Source organism: Streptomyces hundungensis (assembly GCF_003627815.1).
Taxonomy (GTDB): domain Bacteria; phylum Actinomycetota; class Actinomycetes; order Streptomycetales; family Streptomycetaceae; genus Streptomyces; species Streptomyces hundungensis_A.
This window is the reverse complement of the sequence record NZ_CP032698.1, coordinates 4,143,095-4,163,141: the sequence shown is the minus strand read 5'-3', so window position 1 is coordinate 4,163,141 and position 20,047 is coordinate 4,143,095. Positions and strand designations below refer to the sequence as shown.

Genomic DNA, 20,047 nt, shown 5'->3' with positions numbered 1-20,047 from the left:
CGGGGTCTGGGGCGGCGCCCCGGCCCGGCGTAGGCTCGGTTCATGCCCCCGGCCAAGAAGCGCACCCGCAGGTACGACCCGGCGAAGATCCGGGCCGCCGTCCTCGCCCAGTTCGCCCACGTGCACGAGGCCGTGCGTACGCTGACGCCCGAGCAGCTGGCCCGGCCCACCCGGCTCGGCGACTGGACGGTGCGCGAACTCGTCGCGCACCACACCATGGCGCTCGGCATGCTGGACCGCTACCTCGCCGAGGCGGAGCCGCTCAAGCAGGAGGTCGCGCTGCTCGACTGGCCGTTCCGCACGGCCGCCGTGTCCGGCCAAGTCGACGACCAGACAAGGGAGTTGGCGGCATCGACCCCCGATCTGGACGCGCTCTTCGAGCAGCGGGCCGCCCGCACCGCCGAACTCCTGGCGACCACCGCGGACGACCGCCTCATGCCGACCCGGTTCGGCGCGATGAGCTTCGCCGACGTCCTGGTCACCCGGACCGTCGAACTCACCGTCCACACCGCCGACTTGAACGACGCGCTGCCCGAACTCGCCGTCCCCCACGACCGTGAGGCGCTCGCCGCCTGCACCCGGCTGCTCGCCGACGCGCTCGCCCTCAAGGCGCCGGGCGGCTCGGTCGAGGTGCGGATCCCGCCGTACGCGGTGGTGCAGTGCGTGGCCGGCCCCAAGCACACCCGGGGCACCCCGCCGAACGTCGTGGAGACCGACCCGCTCACCTGGATCCGCCTCGCCACCGGCCGCACGGGCTGGGCCGAGGCGCTCGACGGGGCGAGGGTCGCGGCGAGCGGAGAGCGGGCGGACCTGTCGGCGGTGCTGCCGGTGATGGCGTAGGCGGAGCCCGGGGCCCGTCCTGCGGGGGCCGGAACCGCTTGGCCGCCCGTCCCGTCCCATTCGTATGCGAGAGCCCATCCGTATGCGAAAGCCCAGCGGAGAAGCCGGCCGCAAGCCCGGCCACAAGCCAGGCCGTAAGTTCGGCGGGGTCGCCGTCGTCCTCGTCGCGCTGTTCGCGCTCGCGGCCTGTGGCGCCGACGCCGGGGACGGCAAGGGCGGTGCCGGGTCAGAGGGCGCCGCAGCGGGAGCCCCGGTGACCGCGGCCAAGTGGACCGTGAGCGCGCTGCTCGACCAGGGGAGGGCCGCGCCTCTCCCCGAGGGCACGGCGGGCAGGGCGTATCTGACCTTCGACACCGAGGGGAAGGTGCAGGGCCGGGCGGGGTGCAACGTCTTCCACGGCAGCGCGCGGGTCTCCCCGTCCGCGCGCACCGTCGCCTTCGGGCCGCTCGGCACGACCCGGATGATGTGTACGGATCCGGAGATGCGCCTGGAGCGTGAAGTCCTCGGCGTCCTCCGGGGCACCGTCCACTACCGGGTCGACCACGGCACCCTGACCCTGACCGCCGCATCCGGCGCCAAAGGCCTGTCGGCGACCGCCGGCTGAGCGGCTGAACGCCGCGCGCCGAGCGCCCGGCGCCCTCACGCAGCGCACACGCGCCCCTACCGGCCGCCCTTCCCGACTCCGCCCCCGAAGCGAACTCCGTCACACCTCAGGCGCCCGAACCCGGCTCGCCGTGAGCAGGTGCGAACACGGCCCCCGCCGCAGCCCCACCCCGGCTCACCTGCGAGGACGTAAGCAAGACGTCGTTCGGGAGCCGACCCGGAGGGCCGAGGCGCGAAACCTACAAAAGCGGGCAGGGTCGTCGTCTGTCCGTATCCCCAATTCGGACCAGTGGTCGATCTCGCCTACACTCGGTGGCGTGCCACGTGGTGACGGACGACTCAACCACGACCTGCTCCCCGGTGAGAAGGGCCCCCAGGACGCTTGCGGCGTCTTCGGTGTCTGGGCTCCGGGTGAAGAGGTCGCGAAGCTCACTTACTTCGGGCTCTACGCCCTCCAACATCGGGGCCAGGAATCCGCGGGCATCGCGGTCAGCAACGGCTCCCAGATCCTCGTCTTCAAGGACATGGGACTTGTCTCCCAGGTCTTCGACGAGACCTCTCTCGGTTCCCTCCAAGGTCATATCGCGGTCGGTCACGCCCGCTACTCGACCACGGGTGCCTCCGTGTGGGAGAACGCTCAGCCGACCTTCCGGGCGACCGCCCACGGCTCGATCGCGCTCGGCCACAACGGCAACCTGGTGAACACCGCGCAGCTCGCGGAGATGGTCGCCGAGCTGCCCAAGGAGAACGGCCGGGCCACCCAGCTCGCCGCCACCAACGACACCGACCTGGTCACCGCGCTGCTCGCGGGCCAGACGGACGAGGACGGCAAGCCGCTCACCGTCGAGGAGGCGGCCGCCAGGGTCCTTCCGCAGGTGCAGGGCGCCTTCTCGCTGGTCTTCATGGACGAGCAGACGCTGTACTGCGCCCGTGACCCGCAGGGCATCCGCCCGCTGGTGCTCGGCCGCCTGGAGCGCGGCTGGGTCGTCGCATCCGAGAGCGCCGCTCTCGACATCTGCGGCGCCAGCTATGTGCGGGAGATCGAGCCGGGCGAGCTCGTCGCCATCGACGAGAACGGCCTGCGCACCTCTCGATTCGCAGAAGCGAAGCCCAAGGGCTGTGTCTTCGAGTACGTCTATCTGGCGCGCCCGGACACCGACATCGCGGGCCGCAACGTGTACCTCTCCCGAGTGGAGATGGGACGGAAACTCGCCAAGGAAGCGCCGGTCGAGGCCGACCTGGTGATAGCGACTCCGGAGTCCGGCACCCCCGCCGCGATCGGATACGCGGAAGCCAGCGGCATTCCGTACGGCTCGGGCCTGGTCAAGAACGCCTACGTCGGCCGTACGTTCATCCAGCCCTCGCAGACCATCCGCCAGCTCGGTATCCGGCTCAAGCTGAACCCGCTGAAGGAAGTCATCCGCGGCAAGCGCCTGGTGGTCGTCGACGACTCGATCGTCCGCGGCAACACCCAGCGCGCGCTGGTGAAGATGCTCCGCGAGGCGGGCGCCGCCGAGGTCCACATCCGGATCTCGTCGCCCCCGGTCAAGTGGCCCTGCTTCTTCGGCATCGACTTCGCGACCCGCGCGGAGCTGATCGCCAACGGCATGACGATCGAGGAGATCGGCACGTCCCTGGGCGCCGACTCGCTCTCGTACATCACGACCGACGCGATGATCGAGGCGACGACGATCCCCAAGGACAACCTCTGCCGGGCCTGCTTCGACGGCGTGTACCCGATGGAGCTCCCCGACCCCGAGCTGCTCGGCAAGCAGCTCCTGGAGTCCGAGCTGGCCTCCGGCCCCGCCGCGACCGCGGCCGCCGACGCCCTGCGGCGCCCGTAAGACCCTGTAGTACGACACGAAAGTTCCCCGAGCCATGTCTGCTGAATTTGATCAGCGTGCTCCGCACGCGGGCACTGGTGCCAGCTACGCAGCCGCGGGCGTCGACATCGAGGCGGGCGACCGCGCCGTCGAGCTGATGAAGGAGTGGGTGAAGAAGACGAAGCGGCCCGAGGTCCTGGGCGGCCTCGGCGGCTTCGCCGGACTCTTCGACGCCTCGGCGCTCAAGCGCTACGAGCGCCCGCTGCTCGCCTCCGCCACCGACGGTGTCGGCACGAAGGTCGACCTCGCCCGCAGGATGGGCGTGTACGACACCATCGGGCACGACCTCGTCGGCATGGTCGTCGACGACCTCGTCGTGTGCGGTGCCGAGCCCCTGTTCATGACCGACTACATCTGCGTCGGCAAGGTCCACCCCGAGCGGGTCGCGGCCATCGTGAAGGGCATCGCCGAAGGCTGTGTGCTCGCGGGCTGCGCGCTGGTCGGCGGCGAGACCGCCGAGCACCCGGGCCTGCTCGGGCCGGACGACTTCGACGTGGCCGGCGCCGGTACGGGTGTCGTCGAGTACGACCAGCTGCTCGGCGCGGACCGCATCCGCGAGGGCGACGCGGTCATCGCGATGGCGTCCTCCGGTCTTCACTCGAACGGGTACTCACTCGTCCGTCATGTGGTCTTCGACCGGGCCGGGATGACCCTGGAGAGCCACGTCGAGGAGTTCGGCCGCACGCTCGGCGAGGAGCTCCTGGAGCCGACCAAGATCTACTCGCTCGACTGCCTGGCCCTGACCCGCACCGCCGAGGTGCACGGTTTCAGCCACATCACCGGCGGCGGTCTTGCCAACAACCTGGCCCGGGTGATCCCGGACCACCTGCACGCCACCGTCGACCGCTCGACCTGGACGCCGGGCGCGGTCTTCGACCTCGTCGGCCGGGCGGGCGACGTCGAGCGCCTCGAACTGGAGAAAACGCTGAACATGGGCGTCGGCATGATGGCGATCGTCCCCGAGGTCTCGGTCGACGTCGCGCTCCAGACCCTCGCCGACCGGGGCGTCGACGCCTGGGTCGCGGGCGCCGTCGTCGAGCGCGGCGAGCACCGCGAAGGCGCCGCGCTCACCGGCGACTACGCCAAGTAGCAATCGAGGCCCCCTCGGCCCTGCCCGATCCGGGTGGGGCCGAGACCGGCCGGGCACGGGCGCCCCGAGGCAGCACGAAACCCGGTCGGGGGCCAGGGCCCCGGACCGGGTCGGTGTGCTCAGAGCAGCGACAACGTACGGTGCTGCGAAAGCGGGATCAGCGAAGTCAAGCGCCGCGGCGCTGCGCCGACGAACCGGACTCCTCGTCCTCGTCGTCGTCGTCACTCCCGTACAGCTCCGCATAGCGGGCGTACGGGTCGTCGTCCTCCTCGTCCTCCAGTGGCTCCGCGTTCGGCGGTTGGCTCACTGTCGGGTTCGGAGTAGATGCGCCCAGCTCGTTGGCCAGACGCGACAGGTCAGTCCCGCCGCTGCTGTACTTCAGCTGGCGGGCGACCTTCGTCTGCTTGGCCTTTGCCCGGCCGCGCCCCATGGCTCGACCCCCTCGGTGACGGGGCTCGATGGCCCCAGAGTCTTGACACGCGTTCATGGTCCGGAACGGACTCTCCATGGAGAGACCGCGTCCGTAGGGCTTCAACGGTACCTGCTTCCGCGGCCATACGGTACGCCGCCCGCATGACGCGCCACTTGGCAGAACCAACAAAGCGCCCCGTCCTCGCTGGTCAACCGCGATTTTAACCCCTTCCGGGCGTCCGACCCGCCGACCGGCGTGAGTCATGTCTCTCAGCGCGGCCGACGGGTCCCCGAGGGGCTCAGTGTTGACGTGCCTCCGCCATGCGCTGCTCGGCGATCCGGTCGGCCGCGGCGGCCGGCGGAATGCCGTCTTCCTTCGCACGAGCGAATATGGCCAGCGTGGTGTCGAAGATCTTCGCCGCCTTCGCCTTGCAGCGGTCGAAGTCGAAGCCGTGGAGCTCGTCGGCGACCTGGATCACGCCGCCCGCGTTCACGACGTAGTCGGGGGCGTACAGGATCGCGCGGTCCGCGAGGTCCTTCTCCACACCCGGGTGCGCGAGCTGGTTGTTGGCCGCGCCGCACACCACCTTCGCGGTGAGCACCGGTACGGACTCGTCGTTGAGCGCGCCGCCGAGCGCGCAGGGGGCGTAGATGTCGAGGCCCTCGGTGCGGATCAGCGCCTCGGTGTCGGCGGCGACGGCGACCTCGGGGTGCTGGTCGGTGATGGCGCGTACCGACTCCTCGCGGACATCGGTGATCACGACCTCGGCGCCGTCGGAGAGCAGGTGCTCCACGAGGTGGCGGCCGACCTTGCCGACGCCCGCGACGCCGACCTTGCGGCCGCGCAGCGTCGGGTCGCCCCACAGGTGCTGGGCCGAGGCCCGCATGCCCTGGAAGACACCGAACGCGGTCAGCACGGAGGAGTCGCCCGCGCCGCCGTTCTCGGGGGAGCGGCCGGTGGTCCACTGGCAGGACCGCGCGACGACGTCCATGTCGGCGACGTAGGTGCCGACGTCGCAGGCCGTCACATAGCGCCCGCCGAGCGAGGCCACGAACCGGCCGTAGGCGAGCAGGAGGTCTTCGGTCTTGATCGTCTCGGGGTCACCGATGATCACGGCCTTGCCGCCACCGTGGTCGAGCCCGGCCATGGCGTTCTTGTACGACATGCCGCGCGACAGGTTGAGGGCGTCGGCGACGGCCTCCGCCTCGGTCGCGTACGGGTAGAAGCGGGTGCCGCCCAGGGCCGGGCCCAGGGCGGTGGAGTGGATGGCGATGACGGCCCTGAGCCCGGTGGCTCGGTCCTGGCACAGCACGACCTGCTCGTGTCCGCCCTGGTCGGAGCGGAAGAGGGTGTGCAGTACGTCATCGGCTCCGGTCACATCGGTCACGGTGGTGACTCCCAAGTACGAAGCGGCGGTTGACGGCCCGCCTGTGGGTGGGGCAGGCCCGGTTCGGGAGCAGGTTAAGTCCTACGCGCCCGTAGATCAGGCTCAGTGCTCAGGATCACCCCCCGCGGGGGCCTTCGGGCACCCTCCCGTGGGACGATGCGGGGCATGGCGGTGGTGTCCTCGGTGATCGTTCCGTACGCGTCCTACCTGCGGGTGTACGAGCCCCTTGCCGCCTTCGCCGAGCCCGAGCGCGGCCACTGGGCGCGCTACGCCGAGCGCGGGCGCACCCCGGACGCCCAGGACGAACTCCGGCGCGCGCTGGCCGACTTGGTGCCCACCCCGCCCGTCCCGGTGCCGGTGCACGAGAGCCCCGACGCGTTCGTGGCGGAGATCGACGGGGTCGTGTGCGTCTGCCCCTGGCGGACCCGGCTGCGCGGCTGGCAGGCGCTCGAAGGCCTCGCGGGCCAGTTCCCCGAGCCGGTCCTGGACGCCCTGCTGCCGCCGGTGGTCCGCCGGCAGGCCGAGGCGGACTACGAGCGCTGGCGGGAGCGGAACCCGGACGCCCGGCCGTGGATCCTGACCAGCGTCTGGCACGTTCCTGTGAGCTGGTTCACGGTCTTTTCGGACGAAGAGCGAGAGTATGCACCGGGCGGGGGCGCCGAGGCGCCCGTGCTGCGCTACCGCACTCCGATGGTTCAGGCCCGGCGGCGCCTCGCCAGGGCGCTGCGCACGGTGCGGGACCGCATCGACGAGGGGCCGCTGACCGAGGGCCTGGTGGACCTCGGGCGCTGGCTGGAGGAGTTCCATCCGCGCTCGCTGGTCGAGCTGGACTACGGGGGCCTGGTGCACGCGCTCTCCCCGCAGGCCCTGGTGGCGGACCGCTCGGCGGCCGACGTGGCCGAGGGGATCGCCGCGCTGCGGGCCGGCGACGACGCCGGCGCGCAGGAGGCCTACGGTCGCTTCACGGAGCGCTGGCGGGCCGTCAAGGAACGCCGGATGGCCAACTGAGCCCTCCGGGCCGGTTCTGAGGGGTCTTCGGATGCCTCCGCGGGCGGTGCCCGGGACGTAGGTCCTGATCCGGGCCTATGCCCCAAGGGTGACGGACCGCACTTATCTCACCCTTGCGCCCAGACCCCACCCTCGTGCCAAAATAGGACAAGGGGTCCGGGGAGGACTCCTTCCGCCCAACTAAGGGCGGATTGCTCGGTATTGCTTGCTATGGGGGGTCTGACGACTCCTGATCGCTCTGTGACTGATCGTCACTGTGGCGTGACTGTCCGCTATGGCATGGTCCATCGGCTTCCGTCGCTGATGAACACCTGGGAGGGCAATTCCATCGGTTTGGCCGACGTGGCTGGACGGATGGTGTAGTTGTAGTGCCGAGGACAAGCCGTTCGTCCTATAACCGACTCGGCTCGCGTCCGCCATTTCGGGCAACGCGGGTCAAGGTGCAGAATTTAGAGGAAAGAACCGAGAAGGTTCGGTTCTCCCGAGGAGGCCGCTCATGACCGCTCGCACCCCTGATGCCGAGCCGCTGTTGACCCCGGCTGAGGTTGCCACGATGTTCCGCGTGGACCCGAAGACGGTGACCCGCTGGGCCAAGGCCGGCAAGCTCACGTCCATCCGCACCCTGGGTGGACACCGCCGGTACCGCGAGGCAGAGGTCCGCGCACTGCTGGCGGGTATTCCGCAGCAGCGCAGCGAGGCCTGAACAACACCCCACTGAAACGGGCGTTCCGGGGCCCCCACCCCGGCCGAGCCCGCCTATAGCTCCACATGACACCTGCCCGCCCCAACGGGCTGTGTCATCGATCGCGCTGGACTCCGCCGGGTCCAGCGCGATCTTTTTATGTCCGGCCTTGTCCGGCACGTCCGGCAGCTCCCCGCACCACCCTCCGGCCGTCTCGATGGCCGCTTCCGTGGGGTGCCTTTCCCCGCCTACGGGACACCACCGTCGAGGGTGGTGCAATTGCACATATTAAATCGGGGTGTTGTATGGGGGGTGTAAGTGCACCCGTTCCAGAAACTCGTTCCGTGACTCCCGTCACACCCCCAAGGGTGCCTGCTCTCCGAGCCTTTCACCGCCGAAGCCGCCACCGGCCCGCCATAGGTCACCGGTTGGGGGGTCTTTCGTCCTCGGGCCCGGCCGGCTCGGCGACCTCCATGGCGAGCCGCAGGAGCCGGTGGCAGACCGCGCAGTGCCGGGTGAGGTGCCGGTAGCCCAGAGCGGCCGACAGATGGGCGCGCAGCAGCGCCCGCGTCTCGTGCCTCGCCGTGTCCGCCATGCGCACCTCCCGGGGGCCTCCGCTCTCCCTCCTTGCAGGGGTACCGGCGACACGTACCCCCGTCAAGACGGCGAGAAGGCCCGGATCCTGAGGGACCCGGGCCTTCCTCGACACGGCGGACACCACCGGCGCCGACAAACACCGAAGCCCGCATCCGAATGGGATGCGGGCTTCGATTTGCTGCGGTCCTGACGGGATTTGCTGTGTCCATGCGCGGCTCCGCCGCGGGGCGCGGCCTCCGGGGGTGTGCTCACAAACACCGAAGCCCGCATCCGGTGGGGATGCGGGCCTCGACTTGCTGCGGTCCTGACGGGATTTGAACCCGCGGCCTCCACCTTGACAGGGTGGCGAGCACTCCAAACTGCTCCACAGGACCTTGTTTCGCAGCCCGTTGGTGCTTGGCTGCGAGTGAGACTCTACAGCAGGTCAGCGGGTCAGGTCGAACTCACTCACAGCGATGCCCGCGCTACGGGGCCGCCGCGTCGATCGCCTTCACGATCCGCTTGTCGGAGACCGGGAACGCCGTGCCGAGCGCGTGCGCGAAGTAGCTCACCCGCAGCTCCTCGATCATCCAGCGGATGTCCAGGACCTGCTGCGGCACCGGCCGCCCCCGGGGCAGCTGTTCGAGCAGCCACGCGTACTCGTCCTGCATCTCGTGGACCTTCGCCATGCGCGTGGTGTCGCGCTGGACGGCCGTCGGCATCTGCTGGAGCCGGCGGTCCACCGCGACCAGGTAGCGCATCAGATCGGGCAGCCGCTTGAGGCCGGTGAGCGTGACGAAGCCGGGCGGCACGAGCGCCGCCAGCTGGTCGCGTACGTCCGTGACGTTGGCGACCAGGGTGAGGCTGTTGGTGGCCTTCAGGCGGCGCTCGCAGGCCTGCCAGGCGGCCAGGATCTGCTGGACCTGGTTGACCGTGTGCACGGTCGCGTCCACAAGGTCCGCGCGGACCTTGTCGTACAGCGCGCGGAACGATTTTTCGTCCCAGGCCGGACCTCCGTGGTCCGCGATGAGCTTGTCCGCGGCGGCCGTCGCGCAGTCGTCGAAGAGCGCCTGGATCGAGCCGTGCGGATTGCGCGACAGGGCGAGCTTCTGCTGGTTGGTGAGCTTGTCCGAGGCGAACTTGGCCGGGTTCACCGGGATGCCCAGCAGGATCAACTTCCGGGTGCCGCGCCACATCGCCTGCCGCTGCTCGGCCTCGGTGTCGAAGAGGCGTACCGAGACGGACTCGCCCGCGTCCACGAGCGCGGGGAAGGCCTTCACCGGCTGGCCGGCCCTGCGCGTCTCGAAGACCTTGGTCAGGGTGCCGATCGTCCAGTCGGTGAGCCCCGAGCGCTCGATGGACTCGCCCGAGGGGCCCGCGGTCGCGGCGGCGGCCTGGGAGAGGGCCTTGCGGGCCTTGGGGCGCAGCTGGAGCTTGAGCGCCTCCAGGTCCTTGTCCTCGGCGAGCTTGCGGCGCCGCTCGTCGACGATCCGGAAGGTGATCTTGAGGTGGTCCGGTACGCGGCTGAGGTCGAAGTCGTCGGCCGTGACCGGGACGCCCACCATCCGCTGGAGTTCGCGGGCGAGCGTGACCGGCAGCGGCTCCTGCAAGGGGACCGCGCGGTCGAGGAACTTCGCCGCGTAGTTGGGCGCGGGTACGTAGTGGCGGCGGATGGGCTTGGGCAGGGAGCGGATCAGCTCCGTGACGACCTCCTCGCGCAGGCCCGGGATCTGCCAGTCGAAGCCCTCGTCGGTGACCTGGTTGAGGACCTGGAGCGGCACGTGCACGGTCACGCCGTCCGCGTCCGCGCCCGGCTCGAACTGGTAGGTCACCCGCAGCTTCAGCGGGCCCTGGCGCCACGAGTCCGGGTAGTCGTCCTTGGTGACGGCGCCGGCCTTCTCGTTGATGAGCATCTCGCGCTCGAAGTCGAGGAGTTCGGGCTCCTCGCGCCTCTTCTGCTTCCACCAGGAGTCGAAGTGCGCGCCGGACACGACGTGGTCGGGGACCCGCCGGTCGTAGAAGTCGTACAGCGTCTCGTCGTCGACGAGGATGTCGCGGCGCCGCGCCCGGTGCTCCAACTCCTCGACCTCGGTGAGGAGTTTGCGGTTGTCCGCGAAGAACTTGTGGTGCGTACGCCAGTCGCCCTCGACAAGGGCGTTGCGGATGAACAGCTCGCGCGAGGCCTCGGGGTCGATCCGGCCGTAGTTGACCTTGCGGTTGGCCACGATCGGCACGCCGTACAGCGTGACGCGCTCGTACGCCATCACCGCGGCCTGGTCCTTCTCCCAGTGCGGCTCGCTGTAGGTGCGCTTGACCAGGTGCTGGGCGAGCGGCTCGATCCACTCGGGCTCGACCTTCGCGTTCACCCGGGCCCACAGCCGGGAGGTCTCCACGAGCTCCGCCGACATCACGAGCTTGGGCTGCTTCTTGAACAGCGCCGAACCCGGGAAGATCGCGAACTTGGCGCTGCGGGCGCCCAGATACTCGTTCTTGTCGGTGTCCTTGAGCCCGATGTGCGAGAGCAGACCTGCCAACAGCGAGGTGTGGACGGACTGTTCGGGCGCGTCCTGTTCGTTGAGGTGGATGCCCATGGTCTTGGCGACCGTGCGCAGCTGCGAGTAGATGTCCTGCCACTCGCGGATGCGCAGGAAGTTCAGATACTCCTGCTTGCACATCCGGCGGAAACTGGAGGAGCCGCGCTCCTTCTGCTGCTCGCGGACGTAACGCCACAGGTTGAGGTAGGCCAGGAAGTCGCTGGTCTCGTCCTTGAAGCGGGCGTGCTGCTGGTCGGCCTGCGCCTGCTTGTCGCTGGGGCGCTCGCGCGGGTCCTGGATGGAGAGCGCGGCCGCGATGACCATGACCTCGCGCACACAGCCGTTGCGGTCGGCCTCCAGGACCATGCGGGCCAGGCGCGGGTCCACGGGGAGCTGCGAGAGTTTGCGGCCCTGCTCGGTGAGGCGCTTCTTCGGATCCTTCTCCGAAGGGTCCAACGCGCCCAGTTCCTGGAGGAGTTGGACGCCGTCGCGGATGTTGCGGTGGTCCGGCGGGTCGATGAAGGGGAACTTCTCGATGTCGCCGAGGCCGGCCGCGGTCATCTGGAGGATGACGGACGCCAGGTTGGTGCGGAGGATCTCGGCGTCGGTGAACTCCGGCCGGGTGAGGAAGTCGTCCTCGCTGTACAGCCGGATGCAGATGCCGTCGGACGTACGGCCGCAGCGGCCCTTGCGCTGGTTGGCGCTGGCCTGCGAGACCGGCTCGATCGGCAGCCGCTGCACCTTGGTGCGGTGGCTGTAGCGCGAGATGCGGGCGGTGCCGGGATCGATGACGTACTTGATGCCCGGCACGGTCAGGGACGTCTCGGCGACGTTTGTCGCGAGGACGATCCGGCGGCCGCTGTGCTGCTGGAAGACGCGGTGCTGCTCGGCGTGGCTCAGGCGCGCGTACAGGGGGAGCACCTCCGTCGAGCGGAGGTTCTTCTTGTTGAGCGCGTCCGCCGTGTCGCGGATCTCTCGCTCGCCGGAGAGGAAGACCAGGATGTCGCCGGGACCCTCGGACTGGAGCTCGTCGACGGCGTCGCAGATCGCGGTGATCTGATCGCGGTCGGCATCCTCGCTGTCCTCTTCGAGCAGCGGGCGGTAGCGCACCTCGACCGGGTACGTACGGCCGCTGACCTCGACGATCGGGGCGTTGCCGAAGTGGCGCGAGAACCGCTCGGGGTCGATGGTCGCCGAGGTGATGACGACCTTCAGATCGGGGCGCTTGGGCAGCAGCTGGGCCAGATAGCCGAGCAGGAAGTCGATGTTGAGGGACCGCTCGTGGGCCTCGTCGATGATGATCGTGTCGTAGCCGCGCAGCTCGCGGTCGGTCTGGATCTCGGCGAGCAGGATGCCGTCGGTCATCAGCTTCACGAACGTCGCGTTCGGGTCGACCTGGTCGGTGAAGCGGACCTTCCAGCCGACCGCCTCGCCCAGCGGGGTGTTGAGCTCCTCGGCGATGCGGTCCGCGACCGTGCGGGCCGCGATCCTGCGGGGCTGGGTGTGCCCGATCATGCCGCGCACGCCCCGGCCGAGCTCCAGGCAGATCTTGGGGATCTGGGTGGTCTTGCCCGAGCCGGTCTCGCCCGCGACGATCACGACCTGGTGGTCGCGTATCGCCTGAAGGATCTCGTCCTTCTTCTGGCTGACCGGAAGCTGCTCGGGATAGGTGATCGCGGGCATACGGGCGGACCGCCGGGCGACGCGGTCGGCGGACTTCTGGGCCTCGGCGGCGATCTCGTCGAGCACGGCCTGCCGGGCCTCGGGCTTACGGATGCGGCGGGCGCCTTCGAGACGGCGGCCCAGGCGGTGGGCGTCGCGCAGCGAGGCCCCGTCGAGCAGCGGCTGGAGATCGGCGAAGGAAGTAGACATACCTGATTCAGGATCTCACCCGCCGAGGACGAGTGGCGAACGCATTTCGCCGCAGTTGCGCGCCCACCCCGTACCATTTCGGGCATGCCCCGCTCCCGCACCCCGCGCCGCCGCCTCACCGCGGTGGTGCTGATGGTGCTCGGGGTGCTGGCGGTGGCGCTGTTCGGACCGCTTCCTTCGGCTTCGGCGGCCGAACCGGTCTCGGCGGCGGCTTCGGCCACATCCGCCGTGTCGGTCGCGGCGACCGCGCCCGCCGGGGAAGCCTCGGCGCCCGTCTTCACCAGCGGTGCCTCGACGCCCGGCTGCCGGCGGGGTGGCGCTCACCACGGCTCCGACCCGGCCGCGCCGGTCCGCGCCCGTACCGCCCACGACCAGGCGCCCGTCCTGGAGGACCGGCTCGCCCCGGTCGCGCTGTGCGGCCTGTACGCGGCCCACCGCAACCCGCCCGTGCGGGGCCCGGTGCTCGGCGCGCCCACGCCCGTCGAACTCTCGGTGCTCAGGGTCTAGACGGCACGGTTCCGCCTCCGAAGGCGCCCGCCCGTCCCCCCTTCTCTTCCCGTACGCGTCCGCTGTGAGCGGTCACGCCTACGCGTATGCATATGCGTACGTTGACGCACCAGGAGCCCCCGCATGTCCAGGCCCAAGACCCAGTCCAAGCAGACCGCCCGCAAGCCCGCCAAGTCCAGGAAGCAGCCGTATCTGATCGGTGCGGCCGTGCTGGTCGTGGCCGGAGTGCTCGGGATGGCCTCGTACCAGGTGAGCGCGCCCGATCCGCGGCCGGCGGTCGACGGGTCCGGCGCGGCCGCCGCTTCGGACCCGGCCCCGGCCGACGCCCATCCCGAGCTGACCGGGCTCGCCCGCCGCGACGCCAAGGACCCGCTGGCCCAGGGCCGCGCCGACGCGCCCGTCGTGATGATCGAATACGCCGACTTCAAGTGCTCGTACTGCGGGAAGTTCGCCCGCGACACCGAGCCCGAGCTCGTGAAGAAGTACGTCGACGACGGCACCCTGCGCATCGAGTGGCGCAACTTCCCGATCTTCGGCGCGGAGTCGGAGGCCGCGGCGCGGGGTGCGTGGGCGGCCGGGCAGCAGGGCAGGTTCTGGCAGTTCCACGCGGCGGCGTACGCGCGGGACGCCAAGGAGAAGGGGTTCGGCGGGGACCGTCTGAAGGAGCTCGCGAAGGAGGCGGGCGTGCCGGACGCGGCCCGCTTCGCGGCGGACCTGGACGGGGAGGCGGCGAAGGCGGCGGTGAAGAAGGACCAGGACGAGGCGTACGCCCTCGGCGCCAGCTCCACCCCCTCCTTCCTCATCAACGGCACCCCCCTCGCGGGCGCCCAGCCGATGGACTCGTTCGCGCAGGTCATCGACGCGGCGGCGCGGACGGCGAAGAAGTGACCCCGAACATCGGCTACTTCGCGGCGTTCCTGGGCGGCCTGCTCGCCCTGCTCAGCCCGTGCAGCGCACTGCTCCTGCCCGCGTTCTTCGCGTACTCGATCTCCAGTCGCACCAAACTGCTCGCCCGCACCGGCATCTTCTACGCCGGTCTGGCCACCACGCTGGTGCCGCTGGGCGCGGCGGGCTCGTACGCGGGCCGGCTCTTCTACGGCCACCGCGACGCGCTGGTGCTGTTCGGCGGCTGGCTGATCATCGTGCTCGGCGTCGCGCAGATCGTGGGCATGGGCTTCGCGAGCCGCCGCATGACGGAGCTGTCGGGCCGGATCCGCCCCACGACCGCCCTCTCGGTGTACGCGCTGGGCGCGGTGTACGGCCTCGCGGGGTTCTGCGCGGGACCGATCCTGGGCAGCGTCCTGACGGTGGCGGCGGTCAGCGGCAGCCCGCTCTACGGCGGCCTGCTGCTCGCGGTGTACGCCCTGGGGATGGCGGTCCCGCTGTTCCTCCTGGCCCTGCTCTGGGAACGCTTCGAACTCGGCGGCCGTACGTGGCTGCGGGGCCGGGTGGTGAGGGTGGCGCGCTTCGAACTCCACACGACCTCCCTCCTGTCGGGGCTCTTCTTCATCGCGCTGGGGGCGTTGTTCCTCGCGTACGACGGGGCGACGGGGTTGCCGGGGGTGCTCGACGTCGATGAGTCCTATGCGGTGGAGGAGTGGGCGCGGGGGGTTGGGGGGTGGGTGCCGGACTGGGCGTTGCTGTTGGTCGTTGTCGGGGTGGTGGGCTTGCTCCTCACCACCCGAGCCCGCCGCCCCAAACCCCCACCCCGCTCCTAACCACCCGGGTCGCCCCCGGCCCCCTGGGGGGTCCGCCCACCCACCCGCCCGTAGGCGCAGGGTTGGATGGTGCGGGCCCTCCTGGGGCTCCGCCCCAAACCCCGGCCCGTTTTCCCACCCACCCGCCCGTGCAGCGCGTTGGTCGGTTCCGGCCCCCTGGGGCTCCGCCCCAGACCCCGTTCGCGCCTTAAGGGCGCTCGTCCTCAATCGCCGGACGGGCTGAGGTGGCCAATGCTGGCCGGCGCCGAGTAGTTAGGGGCGCGGGGAACTGCGCGACCAGCCACCCACGACCCGCAGACGACAGGGGGGTTTAGGGGCGCGAGGAACTGCGCGAGAAGCGACCACGGCCCGCAGCTGCCAGGGGGTTCAGGGGCGCGGGGAACTGCGCGAGACGTGGGCTCGGGCCGCGGACGAAGGCGGGTTTTGGGGGCGCGGGGAACTGCGCGAGAAGCATCAACGGTCCGCGGGATCGAGAGGGGTTGGGGGCGCGGGGAACTGCGCAACCGGCCGCGCACGGGGCGAGGGGACACAGCCCCCGCAATGGCGAAAGCCCCGGCCGGATGGGCCAGGGCTTTCGAGGGGTGGCTGGGGCCGGGGTCGAACCGGCGACCTATCGCTTTTCAGGCGATCGCTCGTACCAACTGAGCTACCCAGCCACGTAGCTCACCGAAGTGAACTACAGCGGTCCTGACGGGATTTGAACCCGCGGCCTCCACCTTGACAGGGTGGCGAGCACTCCAAACTGCTCCACAGGACCAAGCTTGCGCGAGAACTAGTCTCGCACAGGATTGTGCGTGCCCCCAACGGGATTCGAACCCGTGCTACCGCCTTGAAAGGGCGGCGTCCTGGGCCACTAGACGATGAGGGCTAATTGGCCCGCCTGGGCGCTTTGCAGCGCGTCGGGGACGTGAGAAGCATATGGGATGCGGGGAGGTATCGCCAAAACGGTTTCCGAGGGGGTCCCGCAGCCCCCACCGGAGACCGGCACCGGACGGACGACGAGCGGCACCGGGGCGACCCGGACGGGGCCGCCCGGACCGGACCGGACCAGGACGGGCCGGACCAGGGCGAGCCGCACCCGCACTCGCCCGAGCCACACCCGCCCGAGCCGCACTCGGCGCCCACCCCCCAGGTGACCCACAATGGCCGGGTGCTGGAGATGACGCGCGAGGAGTTCGAGGAACTGGTCGGCGAGGCGCTCGACCGGATTCCGCCCGAGCTGACACGGCTGATGGACAACGTCGCGGTGTTCGTCGAGGACGAGCCCGCCCCGGACGACCCCGAGCTGCTCGGCCTCTACGAGGGAACCCCGCTCACCGACCGCGGCGAGTGGTACGCCGGCGTGCTCCCGGACCGGATCACCATCTACCGGGGCCCCACCCTGCGGATGTGCGAGACGCGCGAGGAAGTAGTCGCCGAGACGGAGGTGACGGTGGTCCACGAGATCGCCCATCACTTCGGCATCGACGACGAACGCCTCCACGCCCTCGGGTACGGGTGACCTCGGACAAGTACGCAAGTACAGGTGACCCGGCACCGGAAAGCCGGAGGGCGGCGGCTGAATCGGTAAGCCCGCGCCGCGCCCGTGCGTGCGGCTCGGACGGATGTCGGATCGCAAGCCGGGTGTCGCCCGGGCGTGTCCCCCGTGGGGGCGCGGGAGTTGGAACGTACGACCCCAACGCTCCCGTGTTCCGGAGGTGCCCCCGTGCGCCAGTTGACCACCCCTGTCCGCCTGGCCGAGCTGGCCGTGACCGTCCTGGTGCTGACGGCGTCGGCGGGCTGCATGAGCGTGAGCGAGGACGAGGGGAAGCCGAAGCCCTCGGTCTCCGCGGGGCAGCACGGTGGGGCGGCCGCGTCCGACGAGGGCAAGGGCGGGTCCGGCGCGGGCCGGGAGCACGGCGGCAAGCGGGATCCGAAAGCGCCGGGCGGGTCGGCGGGGAAGCCCAGTGCGGGCGGGTCGCCGGGGGCGTCGGGTCCGGCCGCGCCGTCGGCGGGTGCCAACCCGAAGCCCGGCGGTCCCGGTCCGGCCAAGCCGTCGCCGGGCGCCCCCTCTAAGCCGGCCCCGTCGCCGACCCGCTCGGTTCCGGCCCCGCCGCCCGTCTCGCCGCCCGCGCCCCCCTCGTCGTCGCCGCCTCCGGCCGCCTCCCCGTCGACGACCCCGGGGGCCGATACGCACAACACCGCGCTCCATCGCAATCAGCCTCCGATCGATCCGGAGCCGACCGCATCACCGCAGGTCGGACCGGTTTAGGAGGACTCGGTTTGCCTTAGGGGGGTGAGGGTGCGTATGGTAGTAGATCGTTTGATCCCATTGCCCGGCGCCGACACAGAAGAGCGCCGCGTGGCGCGTATTCCCTAGCCGTGGCTGACCGCATTGAGGCGGTCGAATTGCGAATTCACGGAGTTGACGGGCGCGTGCCGAGACTCCGGAAGGTTTCGCATTTCGCATGTCCATTTCCAGCACTGATCACTCCGTCCTGCCCGAGAACGAGAACAACGACTCCATCGAGGCCGTCCAGGTCGTCGAGGCCCGTGAGAACGACGTCGTCGAGGCCGTAGCGGCTTCCGACGTCATCGAGGTCGTGGAGATCGTCGAGTCCGAGGCGGACGAGAACGACGAGAACGCCGAGCCCACCGTCACCTTCGCGGCCCTCGGTCTGCCCGAGGGCGTCGTGCGCAAGCTCGCGCAGAACGGTGTGACCTCCCCCTTCCCGATCCAGGCCGCGACCATCCCGGACGCCCTGGCCGGCAAGGACATCCTCGGCCGTGGCCGCACCGGCTCCGGCAAGACCCTCTCCTTCGGTCTGCCGACCCTGGCCCAGCTGGCCGGCGGGCACACCGAGAAGAAGAAGCCCCGCGCGATCATCCTCACGCCGACGCGTGAGCTCGCGATGCAGGTCGCGGACGCCCTCCAGCCGTACGGCGACGTGCTCGGCCTGAAGATGAAGGTCGTCTGCGGCGGTACGTCGATGAGCAACCAGATCTACGCCCTGGAGCGCGGCGTCGACGTCCTCGTCGCCACCCCGGGCCGTCTGCGCGACCTCATCAACCGTGGCGCCTGCTCGCTCGCCAACGTCCAGGTCGCCGTCCTCGACGAGGCCGACCAGATGTCCGACCTGGGCTTCCTGCCCGAGGTCACCGAGCTGCTCGACCAGATCCCCGGCGGCGGCCAGCGCATGCTCTTCTCCGCCACCATGGAGAACGAGATCAGCACGCTGGTCAAGCGCTACCTGACCAACCCCGTCACGCACGAGGTGGACAGCGCGCAGGGCAACGTCTCGACGATGACCCACCACGTCCTGGTCGTGAAGCCGAAGGACAAGGCGCCGGTCACGGCCGCCATCGCCGCCCGCAAGGGCCGCACGATCATCTTCGTCCGCACCCAGCTCGGCGCGGACCGCATCGCCGAGCAGCTCTGCGAGTCGGGCGTCAAGGCCGACGCTCTGCACGGCGGCATGACCCAGGGCGCCCGCACCCGCGTCCTGGAGGACTTCAAGAAGGGCTACGTCAACGCCCTGGTCGCCACCGACGTCGCCGCCCGCGGCATCCACGTCGACGGCATCGACCTGGTCCTCAACGTGGACCCGGCCGGTGACCACAAGGACTACCTGCACCGCTCGGGCCGTACCGCCCGCGCCGGCAAGTCCGGTGTCGTCGTGTCGCTTTCGCTGCCGCACCAGCGTCGCCAGATCTTCCGGCTGATGGAGGACGCGGGCGTCGACGCCTCGCGCCACATCATCCAGAGCGCCGGCGCGTTCGACCCGGAGGTCGCCGAGATCACCGGCGCCCGTTCGCTGACCGAGGTCCAGGCCGACTCGGCGAACAACTCGGCCAAGCAGGCCGAGCGCGAGGTCGCCGACCTCACCAAGCAGCTGGAGCGCCTGACCCGTCGGGCCGGCGAGCTGCGCGAGGAGGCCGACCGTCTGGTGGCCCGCGCCGCCCGTGAGCGCGGCGAGGACCCGGAGGCCGCGGTGGCCGAGGTCGCCGCCGAGGCCGAGGCCGAGGTCGCGGCTGCTGCCGCCGCCGCTGCCGTGCCGGTCCAGCAGGAGTCCCGCGAGGAGCGCGGTGGCTTCCAGCGCCGTGACGACCGGGGCAACTTCGAGCGTCGCGACAACCGCGGTGGCGACCGTGGCGAGCGTGGCGGCTTCAACCGTGACCGTCGTGACGAGCGTCCCTCGGGCGGCTTCAACCGCGGTGGCGGCGACCGTCCGTTCAACCGTGACCGTCGTGACGAGCGCCCGGCCGGCGGCGGCTTCCGCCGTGACGACCGTCCCTCGGGCGGTTTCCGTCGCGACGACCGCCCCTCGGGTGGCTCCAACCGTGACGACCGCGGTGGCGACCGTGGCGGCTTCCGCCGTGACGACCGTCCCTCCGGTGGTTTCCGTCGTGACGAGCGTCCCTCGGGTGGCTTCAACCGTGACGACCGCGGTGGCGACCGTGGCGGCTTCCGCCGTGACGACCGTCCCTCGGGCGGTTTCAACCGTGACGACCGCGGTGGCGAGCGTGGCGGCTTCAACCGTGACCGTCGTGACGAGCGTCCCTCGGGCGGCTTCAACCGCGGTGGCGGCGACCGTCCGTTCAACCGTGACCGTCGTGACGAGCGTCCCGCCGGTGGCGGCTTCCGCACCGGTGGCCACGACCGCCCGCAGGGCCGTCGTGACGACCACCGCGGCACCGGCACCGGCACCGCGACCGGTTCCTTCGGCCGCCGCGACGACAAGCCCCGCTGGAAGCGCAACGGCTGATCCCGCTGCCTGACGGCTCATCAGGGCCCGTACCCCACCTGCTCGGTGTGGTGCGGGCCCTTTTGCATGGGCCCCCGCCACATGTCCGACACGGACGTATGAGGCGTAAGCCCATGAGCCGGGGCCCGCGCATCCGACGCTCCGTCAGATTCCGGCCACGGCACGGCGCATGGTCGGCCCCCGGGGAGGG

Annotated in this window: 16 protein-coding genes and 4 tRNA genes; 12 read left to right on the top strand and 8 right to left on the bottom strand. The window is 70.6% G+C overall.

Features of this window, described 5'->3' with window-relative positions; all coding sequences use genetic code 11:
* Positions 1-42: 42 nt before the first annotated feature.
* The 4 genes from DWB77_RS18540 (at position 43) to purM (ending at position 4,416) form a co-directional block, all read left to right on the top strand.
* Entirely contained in the window at positions 43-840 is a 798-nt protein-coding gene (locus tag DWB77_RS18540) for a maleylpyruvate isomerase family mycothiol-dependent enzyme (RefSeq protein ID WP_120722305.1), read from the top strand.
* Positions 841-922: 82 nt separating this feature from the next.
* Entirely contained in the window at positions 923-1,444 is a 522-nt protein-coding gene (locus DWB77_RS18535; RefSeq protein ID WP_162952555.1) for an META domain-containing protein, read from the top strand.
* A 316-nt stretch (positions 1,445-1,760) separates the two neighbouring features.
* Positions 1,761-3,287 carry an amidophosphoribosyltransferase gene (gene purF / locus DWB77_RS18530; RefSeq protein WP_120722303.1) on the top strand — a complete coding sequence of 509 codons (1,527 nt, stop codon included), beginning with the start codon at positions 1,761-1,763 and terminating at the stop codon, positions 3,285-3,287.
* Positions 3,288-3,321: 34 nt separating this feature from the next.
* On the top strand, positions 3,322-4,416 hold the full coding sequence (gene purM / locus DWB77_RS18525; RefSeq protein ID WP_120722302.1) for a phosphoribosylformylglycinamidine cyclo-ligase: 1,095 nt from the start codon (positions 3,322-3,324) through the stop codon (positions 4,414-4,416).
* 166 nt (positions 4,417-4,582) lie between these two features.
* Here the strand turns inward: purM and DWB77_RS18520 are convergent, their stop codons facing one another.
* Positions 4,583-4,846 carry a DUF3073 domain-containing protein gene (locus DWB77_RS18520; RefSeq protein ID WP_120722301.1) on the bottom strand — a complete coding sequence of 88 codons (264 nt, stop codon included), beginning with the start codon at positions 4,844-4,846 and terminating at the stop codon, positions 4,583-4,585.
* Positions 4,847-5,126: 280 nt separating this feature from the next.
* A complete protein-coding gene (locus DWB77_RS18515; protein WP_120722300.1) occupies positions 5,127-6,215 on the bottom strand; it encodes a Leu/Phe/Val dehydrogenase in 1,089 nt (362 codons plus the stop codon).
* A gap of 165 nt (positions 6,216-6,380) precedes the next feature.
* Here DWB77_RS18515 and DWB77_RS18510 point away from each other — a divergent pair, with 165 nt between their 5' ends.
* A complete protein-coding gene (locus tag DWB77_RS18510) occupies positions 6,381-7,223 on the top strand; it encodes a hypothetical protein (protein ID WP_120722299.1) in 843 nt (280 codons plus the stop codon).
* A 496-nt stretch (positions 7,224-7,719) separates the two neighbouring features.
* Positions 7,720-7,926, top strand: coding sequence for a developmental transcriptional regulator BldC (gene bldC, locus DWB77_RS18505; RefSeq protein ID WP_003949541.1), 207 nt, complete (start codon positions 7,720-7,722; stop codon positions 7,924-7,926).
* A gap of 400 nt (positions 7,927-8,326) precedes the next feature.
* Here the strand turns inward: bldC and DWB77_RS37850 are convergent, their stop codons facing one another.
* The 3 genes from DWB77_RS37850 to hrpA form a co-directional block, all read right to left on the bottom strand.
* Positions 8,327-8,500: a DUF6274 family protein gene (locus tag DWB77_RS37850; RefSeq protein ID WP_162952554.1), complete on the bottom strand. Its 174-nt coding sequence runs from the start codon at positions 8,498-8,500 to the stop codon at positions 8,327-8,329.
* Between the two features lie 301 nt (positions 8,501-8,801).
* A tRNA-Asp gene (locus tag DWB77_RS18500) sits at positions 8,802-8,876 on the bottom strand.
* A gap of 90 nt (positions 8,877-8,966) precedes the next feature.
* Positions 8,967-12,887: an ATP-dependent RNA helicase HrpA gene (gene hrpA / locus DWB77_RS18495; protein WP_120722298.1), complete on the bottom strand. Its 3,921-nt coding sequence runs from the start codon at positions 12,885-12,887 to the stop codon at positions 8,967-8,969.
* 84 nt (positions 12,888-12,971) lie between these two features.
* On the opposite strand from hrpA, the gene DWB77_RS18490 reads away from it, so the two are divergent.
* The 3 genes from DWB77_RS18490 to DWB77_RS18480 all read left to right on the top strand — a co-directional run bounded on the left by DWB77_RS18490 (position 12,972) and on the right by DWB77_RS18480 (position 15,112).
* Positions 12,972-13,394, top strand: coding sequence for a hypothetical protein (locus DWB77_RS18490; RefSeq protein WP_120722297.1), 423 nt, complete (start codon positions 12,972-12,974; stop codon positions 13,392-13,394).
* A gap of 123 nt (positions 13,395-13,517) precedes the next feature.
* Positions 13,518-14,282 carry a DsbA family protein gene (locus DWB77_RS18485; protein ID WP_120722296.1) on the top strand — a complete coding sequence of 255 codons (765 nt, stop codon included), beginning with the start codon at positions 13,518-13,520 and terminating at the stop codon, positions 14,280-14,282.
* Positions 14,279-15,112, top strand: coding sequence for a cytochrome c biogenesis CcdA family protein (locus tag DWB77_RS18480; protein WP_120722295.1), 834 nt, complete (start codon positions 14,279-14,281; stop codon positions 15,110-15,112). Before DWB77_RS18485 ends, DWB77_RS18480 begins: the two co-directional genes overlap by 4 nt.
* A gap of 582 nt (positions 15,113-15,694) precedes the next feature.
* On the opposite strand, the gene DWB77_RS18475 is transcribed toward DWB77_RS18480, so the two are convergent.
* The 3 genes from DWB77_RS18475 to DWB77_RS18465 all read right to left on the bottom strand — a co-directional run bounded on the left by DWB77_RS18475 (position 15,695) and on the right by DWB77_RS18465 (position 15,980).
* Positions 15,695-15,768: transfer RNA gene (locus DWB77_RS18475), tRNA-Phe, on the bottom strand.
* Between the two features lie 26 nt (positions 15,769-15,794).
* Positions 15,795-15,869, bottom strand: a tRNA-Asp gene (locus DWB77_RS18470).
* 38 nt (positions 15,870-15,907) lie between these two features.
* Positions 15,908-15,980: transfer RNA gene (locus DWB77_RS18465), tRNA-Glu, on the bottom strand.
* A 282-nt stretch (positions 15,981-16,262) separates the two neighbouring features.
* Here DWB77_RS18465 and DWB77_RS18460 point away from each other — a divergent pair.
* From DWB77_RS18460 to DWB77_RS18455, 3 genes are all read left to right on the top strand, one after another.
* Positions 16,263-16,613 (top strand): metallopeptidase family protein, encoded by a 351-nt coding sequence (locus tag DWB77_RS18460; protein WP_199846692.1) that lies wholly within the window; start codon positions 16,263-16,265, stop codon positions 16,611-16,613.
* Positions 16,614-16,817: 204 nt separating this feature from the next.
* Positions 16,818-17,363 carry a hypothetical protein gene (locus tag DWB77_RS37845; protein WP_162952553.1) on the top strand — a complete coding sequence of 182 codons (546 nt, stop codon included), beginning with the start codon at positions 16,818-16,820 and terminating at the stop codon, positions 17,361-17,363.
* Between the two features lie 196 nt (positions 17,364-17,559).
* Entirely contained in the window at positions 17,560-19,857 is a 2,298-nt protein-coding gene (locus DWB77_RS18455; RefSeq protein WP_174248575.1) for a DEAD/DEAH box helicase, read from the top strand.
* Positions 19,858-20,047: the final 190 nt, after the last annotated feature.

Coding starts and splice junctions, on each gene's coding strand:
- hrpA (WP_120722298.1), bottom strand. CDS start 12,887: ATGTCTACTTCCTTCGCCGATCTCCAGCCGCTGCTCGACGGGGCCTCG.
- DWB77_RS18535 (WP_162952555.1), top strand. CDS start 923: ATGCGAAAGCCCAGCGGAGAAGCCGGCCGCAAGCCCGGCCACAAGCCA.
- DWB77_RS37850 (WP_162952554.1), bottom strand. CDS start 8,500: ATGGCGGACACGGCGAGGCACGAGACGCGGGCGCTGCTGCGCGCCCAT.
- DWB77_RS18510 (WP_120722299.1), top strand. CDS start 6,381: ATGGCGGTGGTGTCCTCGGTGATCGTTCCGTACGCGTCCTACCTGCGG.
- DWB77_RS18490 (WP_120722297.1), top strand. CDS start 12,972: ATGCCCCGCTCCCGCACCCCGCGCCGCCGCCTCACCGCGGTGGTGCTG.
- DWB77_RS18520 (WP_120722301.1), bottom strand. CDS start 4,846: ATGGGGCGCGGCCGGGCAAAGGCCAAGCAGACGAAGGTCGCCCGCCAG.
- purM (WP_120722302.1), top strand. CDS start 3,322: ATGTCTGCTGAATTTGATCAGCGTGCTCCGCACGCGGGCACTGGTGCC.
- DWB77_RS18540 (WP_120722305.1), top strand. CDS start 43: ATGCCCCCGGCCAAGAAGCGCACCCGCAGGTACGACCCGGCGAAGATC.
- bldC (WP_003949541.1), top strand. CDS start 7,720: ATGACCGCTCGCACCCCTGATGCCGAGCCGCTGTTGACCCCGGCTGAG.
- DWB77_RS18485 (WP_120722296.1), top strand. CDS start 13,518: ATGTCCAGGCCCAAGACCCAGTCCAAGCAGACCGCCCGCAAGCCCGCC.
- DWB77_RS18455 (WP_174248575.1), top strand. CDS start 17,560: ATGTCCATTTCCAGCACTGATCACTCCGTCCTGCCCGAGAACGAGAAC.